The organism is Companilactobacillus crustorum JCM 15951 (genome assembly GCF_001434585.1).
Lineage (GTDB): Bacteria > Bacillota > Bacilli > Lactobacillales > Lactobacillaceae > Companilactobacillus > Companilactobacillus crustorum.
In genome coordinates, this window is the sequence record NZ_AZDB01000056.1 from 1 (window position 1) to 9,067 (window position 9,067).

Genomic DNA, 9,067 nt, shown 5'->3' on the forward strand with positions numbered 1-9,067 from the left:
TCATTTACACAAGATTCTTGACGCTACCCATTTGGGTCTTTCTTCATTTAAATATTAATTTACAGCAACAACACTAGCCTGGAACAAAAATTAAAATTACTCTTATCTACAAATATGCTTTACTTCATTATCTGTTGATAATAAAACATCTGTCACAATATTTTTAAAATATGAAGTTCCTAAAACTCCGGTCATTCTGGATAAATTCATTTCAATTTCTTCAATCTTAGACCAATCATCGAAATAGCAATCAACTAGTCCATTGCCATTAACCGTTCTCACCATCCCTGCCATATCGCTTGATTGACGAATTTCTGGATGTCCGCCTAACTTCTTAACTTCTTCTGCAACTGCTGGAATTGCCAAATCCAACACTTCTAATGACAATTGAACATCTGAATTAAGATTTTCTGTAAATCGTTCTTCTGGAGCCATAATGATATAACGTTCAGCCTTATTAGCATAGAGTTTTTCTAAAGTATGAATGCCGCCATTGCTCTTTAAAGCGTTCAAGTTCTGATCTATACTATCGCAACCGTCAAAAGCTAAATCAAATTTTGTAACTTGATCCAAGCTAATTACTTTAATATGCAATTCTCGACAAAGATTTTGAGTCATTTCTGAAGGACTAGCTATTTCTAGGTCAGAAACCTTCAATGCTTTAATCAATCTGCCCACTGTCCGTCCACCGCCAAAGCTGACAGTCATACCAGGTTTAATCATTTCTAGGGCCGATGCTATTAATTTTTCCATTTTAATTTCCTTTTCAATCAAAATTTAATAACTACATTCTATCAAATTTTGGCAGCAAAAAAGCCTGCTAGTAAGCAGGCTGCCATGATATTTACTAATATGATAAATACCAACTTCTTTCTTTTTTAAGTAGAGCTACGGGGAATAGCTCTCTATTTGACTTCATATCTTTTAGGGGGGGAGATATCTTGAAGTTTTATAAGGGGATTAAATTTAAATATTATATTTTTTAAGGGGATTAATTCTATTCATTGTTTTCAATAATTTTCTAATTAAAGATTGTCTCTACTTGAAACATTATCTAGTCATCTGGTCACCTCTTCGTCTTTGACTATGCTTAAATAATAACGTTTAAATACGAATAAATTTATAACAATATGTGAAGAAATTTTGACTTTCTTGGAACAAATTCAAAATATTAATTTTATCATTGAAATAATTTTAATTATAAATTACTATTACATTGTACTTATATAAGGATTAATTATTTATAGGGGGATAACATGCGATTATCAAAATCTTTTTCTATCATTGCAGCTCTTACATTCGGAATTACCGGTGCGTTATTATTTAACGAAAATTCAGCCAATGCTGCTACCGTAGCTACTGTTACGGCACCAGGATATGCTCATCTTTATACAAAAGATGGCACCTTAATTACGAATCGTGGTTTAGGAACTAACACACCATGGTTAGTCGGTCAGACCGTTCAAATTAACGGAACAACTTTTTATCAAGTTGCCACTAACGAGTACCTAAGTTCTAAAGATTCAACCTTGAACACTAGCACAAATACCTCAAGCTCAACTCTAAAAGGTAAAGTAGTTCTCGGTGTTTCACAGCTTTTCAACGACCAAACGAATTCTGTTGAAAGCAATAATATTTTAGGCAACAATACCGAATGGAATATTGGCCGTATTATTGTAAATAAGTATAATCAAATATTTGTACAAGTTAGCTCTCATGAATATGCTGATGGTTCAACAATGCTTTTCCAACAAAATCCAACTAATATCGAACGTATTGATGATTTTGGATTAGCAGTTGAAAATAACGCTGATGATGCTCAAAAAGCTAGCCTTGGCAATACTACATGGACTAATACAAATATTCCTTATAATCCATCAGGTTCAACTACTACAAATAAGGACGACACCTCGGTTTCAAACATTCAACAAGCCATTCTCAATTCAATGAATAGTGAACGTACTTCAAAGGGTGTTGCTCCACTAACGCTGAATAATGCTCTAAACCAAACTGCTATGACGCGTGCTTCTGAAATTTCTCAATCATTCAGTCATACTAGACCAGATGGATCTCCTTTCTACACAGCCTTCCCTTATTTATCATCATTTGAAGAAAATATTGCTTGGCGTACAAATAGTTCGTTTAACGGTGACGCAAACAAATTAGCTTCAATAATAATGGATAGCTTCCGTGCTGAAACCTTTACTCCAAATCACTATACTAACGTGGTCTCAACTGATGTTAATAAAGTTGGAATCGGCGTTTATACAGCTAATGGAAAGACTTATATTTCCGAAGACTTTTCTGATTAATATCAATAAATACTAAAAATGAGTAGCTCTGACAGAATTATGTCAAAACTACTCATTTTTTATATCTTACAAAAAAAGATCATCCCTAAAGGATGACCCACCGTGAATGATTTTAATTTTGAATGTGTATTATAGAACTTTAACAGCGAATGAAGGCATGAAGTAGCTTGAGATTGTTGAAATCTTAACTGATTCGCCTGGTTGTGGTGCAGCAATGTATTGGTTGTTACCTAGGTAAATACCTACATGGTATGATGAACCTTGGCTACCCCAGAATAATAGATCTCCAGCTGATGCTTGAGAAACTGCTTCTTGTGTACCGGCACTTTCTTGGGCTACAGTGTAACCACCGATGCTCTTACCAGTTGCTTCTTGGTATACGTATGATGTGAAACCTGAACAGTCAAATCCTGAAGGAGTCTTACCACCCCATACATATGGTGTACCGATATATTTCTTAGCAGTGTTAACAACGTTGTCAGCAGTAGCTGTTGTATCTGATGATGTAGCTGATTCTGTAACAGCTGAAGTATCTGTAACATCCTTAGCGTTAACCCATTCGTTAGCACCAACTAAGTACCATGTGTTACCTTGATCATCTTGAACAGCTTGACCAACAGCCCATGCAGTATTTGAAGCTAAAGCACGTCCAGCACTCTTAGCATCTGATGATGGTGTTGTATATAGATTTGACATAGTATTTGTACGAACAACTGAAGGAGCACTAGTTAAAACTTCTGAAGCAGCTTTTGTTGTAGAAGCATTTGATAGGCTCAAACCTGTAACTGCCAATGCTGCAGCAGCTGTAAATGAAATTAGACTTTTTTTAACGTTAGTATTCAAAATTGAAATCCCCCGTAATGGTGTGTTTTTTTTATTTTTTAAATTTTTCTTAAATATTAATTTCTTATCACTCAACGATGACTATAATACTCTCCGAATGTTGCAGAATTGTTACAGCTATTGTATAAGAATGTTACACTTTGGGATTCACAATCTTAAAAAGCTCTAACCATAATAATATCAATGGTTAGAGCTTACTTGTGAAAATAGTTTTTACTTGATTTCTTCGCTTTTTAGTACTTTATTCACGTTTTTCTTGGTATTTTCGATATTATCGTTAGTAATTTCATAACATTTGCCCTGTAATTCGGCTGGAATTTCTAAATCTCGACGGAATTCCTCACTATTAATTCTCATCTTAAGACGATCTTTATCATCCCCACGTTGAGATAATCGCTGGGTAACGGTTTCTAAATCTACTCTCAAGAAAATTACCACAGCTTTTTTACCGTACTTTTCTTTATAGGAAATAGCTCCCTGAGTATCTACGACGATACTTGCAGCATCATATTCTTCCCAAGTTTTATTCAAGCTTTCCTCTGAAGAACCATACCAATGGCCACTATATTCGACTTTTTCCAAATAATGGTTCTTTAAAAAGCTATCTTTTGTTTCAAAATAGTAGTCAATGCCGTCTTTTTCGCCGTCACGTGGTAATCTAGTAGTGTGAGTTATAACACTTGGTATATGATAGGTATTTTGCAAATGTTTGCTAATTGTTGTTTTGCCAGTTCCACTTGCTCCAGTGATAACAATAATTTTTTTATCCATTCTAGGAACTCCCATGTTTGAAATATTTCTTCTACTATATTATTATACTAATCTGTTAAGAAATTAATCCGAGGAGAATTACATATGAAAATAGAAGACTTAAAGGTTGGTACTGTTTACGATTGCTCCGTTGATGAAGATATGGATTATCCATTCCAAGGTAAAGTTGAAAAGATTTACGAACATTCAGCTTTAATGGAAATTGTTAAAAACGATCCTAAAGATAATTCCAACAAAATGGAATTAAACAATAAGATTGTCGTAAGTATTAAGAAGATCAAAAAGGCTAAGAACTAATAATCATATAAGGCAGGCTTTCCATAGAGGAGGGTCTGCTTTTTATTTTTCAGTAACAAAAAAGTTGAACAAGTTAAAATAACCTATTCAACCTCTTTAATTATTTCTCTACATTAATAAATGATCTAGCTGGAACTCTCAGAACTCGATATTCCATAGCGTAGCGATTAGCTTTCAAGCCAAGACCGTTCATAAAGTTATTCTTATATTTAGCTTGAACTGTTATTACATAAGCATTTTGATATTTTGCATCCAATTTCTTGATCTTTTTCATTGGCCAATCCAAATGCAATCCCGAAACAGTAAATGGCAATGTTGCATCGGAAACAGTCGCATTTTGACTAGATACAGTATAAGTCGAGTTATTCAACCAATATTGATATACATCTGTAGAAGAATTAGATTCCTTCTTGTCAATTTTGACATAATATCCTTGGCCATCCCCGGTCGTTTGAACGATTAAAGGATCATATTTGTAGGTAACTGCTACTTCGTTCTTATTTGTCAAATCTACCTTAGTAAACAAGCTAGTATACAACAAACCACTGACAGCCAAAATAACCACTATGATTTCTAGTAAATCAGTCAATATTGTTGTCCAAGTAATCTTTCCCTTTTCAACCACAAGAACTTTTAAATGACGATTTCTAATATTAAATACAACAAAGATTAATAATGCAATTACAATAATCCATGCAATAATTCCTATAAAATTCCAAGAACTCATTGTTTTCTCCCAACTAAAATTAATTGTCTTAACAACTGCATAACTCTATAATAGTTATTACGCTAATTTTACCACGAATCGAAAAATTATTTGAAATTGTAATACAAAACGCTACAATTTGTGTGGGTACATACGTTTGCAGACATTTTGTAATGACGACATAACCACGCTATATCGTGTATCTTTCGTTATAACCAAGCACTATATATTGTGTTTAAAATCTCAAATGATTATACTGATTGAGAATAAGTACCTGAGAGGAAGTAATAACTATGAACAACGTAATCGTATATAGTAAAAATAACTGCATGCAATGTAAAATGACTAAGAGATACCTTAAGGAGCACAATGTTGCCTTTGAAGAAAGAAATATCAATCAAGAACCACAATATCTTGATTCTCTTAAAAAGCAAGGATTCCAAAGCGTTCCTGTTGTTATGAATGACTCAATGGACCCAATCGTCGGCTTTCGTCCAGACAGTCTTAAAGAGTTAGTAGATTAATTATGAAAATAGCCTATTATTCAATTACTGGCCAAACAAAACGTTTCGTTAACAAGCTTGGAATGGATGGATATGAAATAACCGACGCTGATCCCTTTTACAAAATGGATCAGCCATTTGTTCTTATTGTACCTGCTTATGATGACGATATGATGGACCCCGTAATTGATTTTCTTCAATATGAAGACAATGCTAAAAATTGTGTTGGCGTTGCTGGCGGCGGTAACCGTAACTTCAATACCTTATATAATCACACCGCTAAAGATATTGCCTCAGCCTTAAATGTTCCCGTTGTTTTCCAATTTGAATTCAACGGAACCAACAAAGATGTCGAAAACTTTAAGAAAGTAGTGAATAAAATTGGGATTAAATAACCTTGACGCAACCAAACTCAGTTATTTCAAATTGAATAACGAAATTAACATTCCCGTAAACGGTCAAATTCCTTTAAATCGCGATAAAGAGGCTGTTACAGCCTTTTTTAATGAGAACGTTAATCCAAATACCAAAAAGTTTGATTCTTTTAAAGATCATATTGATTATTTGATCGATGGAAATTTCATTGAAAAAAGCGTAGTTGAAGAATATCCGCATGAATTTATCGAAAATCTCTATCAATATTTGCTCGATCAACATTTCCAATTTCAATCATTCATGGCCGCTTACAAGTTTTATAATCAATACGCCTTAAAAACCAATGATGGTGACTATTACCTTGAAAACTATGAAATGAGAATTCTTTTTAATGCTCTTTTATATGCTCATGGTGATCAAGATTTAGCTAAAAGCTTGGCTACAGAAATGATTGCTCAACGTTACCAACCCGCTACGCCTTCATTTCTAAATGCCGGTCGCAAACGTCGTGGCGAATATGTTTCTTGTTTTCTACTCCAAGTGACTGACGATATGAATAGTATTGGTCGTACTATTAACAGTGCCTTACAGCTTTCAAGAATCGGTGGTGGAGTTGGTATTACTCTCTCCAATCTACGTGAATCTGGAGCACCCATTAAGGGTGTTGAAAATTCATCTTCCGGTGTTTTACCCGTTATGAAATTGCTTGAAGATAGCTTTAGCTACAGTAATCAACTTGGTCAAAGACAAGGTGCCGGTGCCGTTTATTTGAACGTATTTCATCCTGATATTATTGAATTTTTATCTGCTAAAAAAGAAAACGCTGATGAAAAGATTCGAGTTAAAACTCTTTCACTTGGCGTAATTGTTCCTGATAAATATTATGAACTAGTCCGTAATAACGAAGATATGTATTTATTCAGTCCTTATTCAGTTGAGAAAGTCTATGGAATTCCTTTCTCATATGTCGATATCACTAAAGAATACGACAACATGGTTAAAGACGACCGCATTAAGAAGTACAAAATTGAAGCACGTGATCTAGAAGATGAGATTAGTAAGTTGCAACAGGAATCAGGTTATCCATATGTCTTAAATATCGACACCGTTAACCGTGAAAATCCTATTGATGGCAAAATCATCATGAGTAACTTATGTACTGAAATTCAACAAGTACAAGTCCCTTCTGAATTAAACGATGCTCAAGAATATACCAAGTTAGGTACTGATATCAGTTGCAACCTGGGTTCAACTAACATTTTAAATATGATGAAGAGCCCTGATTTTGGGAAATCAGTTCGTTCTATGACCAGAGCTTTGACTTTCGTCAGTGACGCCTCGAATATTTCAGCTGTCCCTCCTGTCGCTAATGGTAACAAGATGAGTCACTCAATTGGTTTGGGAGCTATGGGTCTACATACCTTTTTAGCCTGCAACCACCTAGAGTATGGTTCTCCCGAAGCTATTGAATTCATTAATGTCTACTTCATGTTGCTTAACTATTGGACCTTAGTTGAAAGCAACAATATTGCCAAAGAACGTCAAGAAACTTTTGCAAACTTTGATAAATCTAAATATGCTGATGGAACTTATTTCAGCAAATATGTAACGAAGAGCTACGCTCCTAAATTAAAAGCGGTAAAGGATCTCTTCGACGGTATTTTTATTCCTGAGCAAAAAGATTGGGAAGAATTAAAACAAAAAGTTATGCAAGATGGCCTTTATAACGCCTACCGTATGGCCGTTGCACCAACTGGCTCTATCTCTTACATCAATAATACTAGTGCCAGTCTCCAACCTGTAACGCGTCTGATTGAGGAACGCCAGGAAAAGAAAAACGGTAAGCTATACTTCCCAGCTCCCTTCTTAAGCAATGACAATATCAAATACTATAAGTCAGCTTATGATACTGATATGCGTAAAGTCATTGATACTTATGCTTCAGCTCAAGAACATATTGACCAAGGAATGAGTTTGACTTTATTCATGCGCTCAGAAATTCCAGCTGGTCTTTACGATTGGAAAGCAGCAGACGATACTAAGCAAACTACTCGTGATTTGAGTATTCTTCGTAACTATGCATACTATAAGGGTATTAAATCACTTTATTATGTCAGAACATTTACTGAAAATAATGACGAAATCGGCAGTAACGAGTGCGAAAGCTGCTCTATCTAGGAGGAATTTTTTATAATGGTTGATACATATTACAAATCAATGAACTGGAACAAGTTGGAAGATCAAATTGACAAAGAGACTTGGGAAAAGTTAACTTCTCAATTTTGGTTAGATACACGAATTCCTCTTTCAAACGACTTAGATGATTGGCGTACTTTGAGTCCTGCTGAACAAACTGTTGTAGGGCATGTCTTTGGTGGCCTGACTCTTTTGGATACTTTACAATCACAAGACGGTATTCAAGCCATGTTAAAAGATGTTAGAACTCAAGCAGAAACAGCTGTCTTCAATAATATCGAATTTATGGAATCAGTCCATGCTAAGAGTTATTCTTCAATTTTCAGTACTTTGAACTCAGCCGAAGAGATTGAAGAAATCTTTGACTGGACTGACCATAATGAATATTTGCAAAACAAAGCTAAATATATCAATAACATTTACCAAAATGGTGAACCGCTTCAAAAGAAAGTAGCTAGTGTCTTCCTAGAAAGCTTCTTGTTCTATTCAGGCTTTTATACACCGCTTTACTATCTAGGCAATAACAAGCTTGCAAACGTCGCTGAGATCATCAAATTGATCATCCGTGATGAATCTGTTCATGGAACTTATATTGGTTATAAATTCCAATTAGGCTTTAATGAATTGAGTGCTGATAAAAAAGCCGAATTAAAAGATTGGATGTATAATCTTCTCTATACCCTTTACGACAATGAAGAAAAATACACTCGTACCTTATACAAAGAAGTCGGCTGGGTTGATGAAGTTATGGTATTTCTTCGTTATAACGCCAATAAAGCTTTGATGAATCTAGGTCAAGAACCTTTATTCCCTGATGGAAATGCTGAAGACGTCAATCCGATCGTTATGAACGGTATCTCAACTGGAACAAGTAATCACGACTTCTTCTCACAAGTTGGTAATGGTTATCTTATGGGAAAAGTTGAAGCCATGAAGGATTCTGATTATGATATTGGAAGAACTGGCGATAATAAAACTCCAGATGACAATTCCCTTTTCAACAAAGTTAAAAAATTAAAATAGCAGCAATAAAAGATGGCTGTTCGTCAAATCAAGTTGATGGC

At 34.7% G+C, this 9,067-nt stretch carries 10 protein-coding genes; 6 read left to right on the top strand and 4 right to left on the bottom strand.

Annotated elements, in window-relative coordinates:
- Positions 1-102: 102 nt before the first annotated feature.
- Entirely contained in the window at positions 103-753 is a 651-nt protein-coding gene (gene rpiA, locus FD26_RS10170; protein ID WP_057868316.1) for a ribose 5-phosphate isomerase A, read from the bottom strand.
- A gap of 503 nt (positions 754-1,256) precedes the next feature.
- Here rpiA and FD26_RS10175 point away from each other — a divergent pair.
- Positions 1,257-2,312, top strand: a complete 1,056-nt coding sequence (locus FD26_RS10175; protein WP_057868317.1) for a CAP domain-containing protein — start codon at positions 1,257-1,259, stop codon at positions 2,310-2,312.
- Positions 2,313-2,441: 129 nt separating this feature from the next.
- On the opposite strand, the gene FD26_RS10180 is transcribed toward FD26_RS10175, so the two are convergent.
- Entirely contained in the window at positions 2,442-3,155 is a 714-nt protein-coding gene (locus tag FD26_RS10180) for a C40 family peptidase (RefSeq protein ID WP_057868318.1), read from the bottom strand.
- Between the two features lie 213 nt (positions 3,156-3,368).
- Positions 3,369-3,926: a guanylate kinase gene (locus FD26_RS10185; RefSeq protein WP_057868319.1), complete on the bottom strand. Its 558-nt coding sequence runs from the start codon at positions 3,924-3,926 to the stop codon at positions 3,369-3,371.
- 84 nt (positions 3,927-4,010) lie between these two features.
- Here FD26_RS10185 and FD26_RS10190 point away from each other — a divergent pair, with 84 nt between their 5' ends.
- Positions 4,011-4,223 (top strand): hypothetical protein, encoded by a 213-nt coding sequence (locus FD26_RS10190; protein ID WP_057868320.1) that lies wholly within the window; start codon positions 4,011-4,013, stop codon positions 4,221-4,223.
- Between the two features lie 100 nt (positions 4,224-4,323).
- Here FD26_RS10190 and FD26_RS10195 read toward each other — a convergent pair whose 3' ends face one another.
- Positions 4,324-4,950 (bottom strand): LVIS_2131 family protein, encoded by a 627-nt coding sequence (locus FD26_RS10195; protein WP_057868321.1) that lies wholly within the window; start codon positions 4,948-4,950, stop codon positions 4,324-4,326.
- Between the two features lie 272 nt (positions 4,951-5,222).
- Here FD26_RS10195 and nrdH point away from each other — a divergent pair, with 272 nt between their 5' ends.
- Genes nrdH through nrdF form a run of 4 tightly spaced genes read left to right on the top strand, consistent with a single transcriptional unit; the run spans position 5,223 to position 9,026 of the window.
- Positions 5,223-5,453, top strand: a complete 231-nt coding sequence (gene nrdH, locus FD26_RS10200; protein WP_057868322.1) for a glutaredoxin-like protein NrdH — start codon at positions 5,223-5,225, stop codon at positions 5,451-5,453.
- Between the two features lie 2 nt (positions 5,454-5,455).
- A complete protein-coding gene (nrdI, locus tag FD26_RS10205; protein ID WP_057868323.1) occupies positions 5,456-5,827 on the top strand; it encodes a class Ib ribonucleoside-diphosphate reductase assembly flavoprotein NrdI in 372 nt (123 codons plus the stop codon).
- Positions 5,814-7,985, top strand: a complete 2,172-nt coding sequence (nrdE, locus tag FD26_RS10210) for a class 1b ribonucleoside-diphosphate reductase subunit alpha (protein WP_057868324.1) — start codon at positions 5,814-5,816, stop codon at positions 7,983-7,985. The genes nrdI and nrdE overlap by 14 nt, the downstream gene beginning before the upstream one ends.
- Before the next feature lie 15 nt (positions 7,986-8,000).
- A complete protein-coding gene (nrdF, locus tag FD26_RS10215; RefSeq protein ID WP_057868325.1) occupies positions 8,001-9,026 on the top strand; it encodes a class 1b ribonucleoside-diphosphate reductase subunit beta in 1,026 nt (341 codons plus the stop codon).
- Positions 9,027-9,067: the final 41 nt, after the last annotated feature.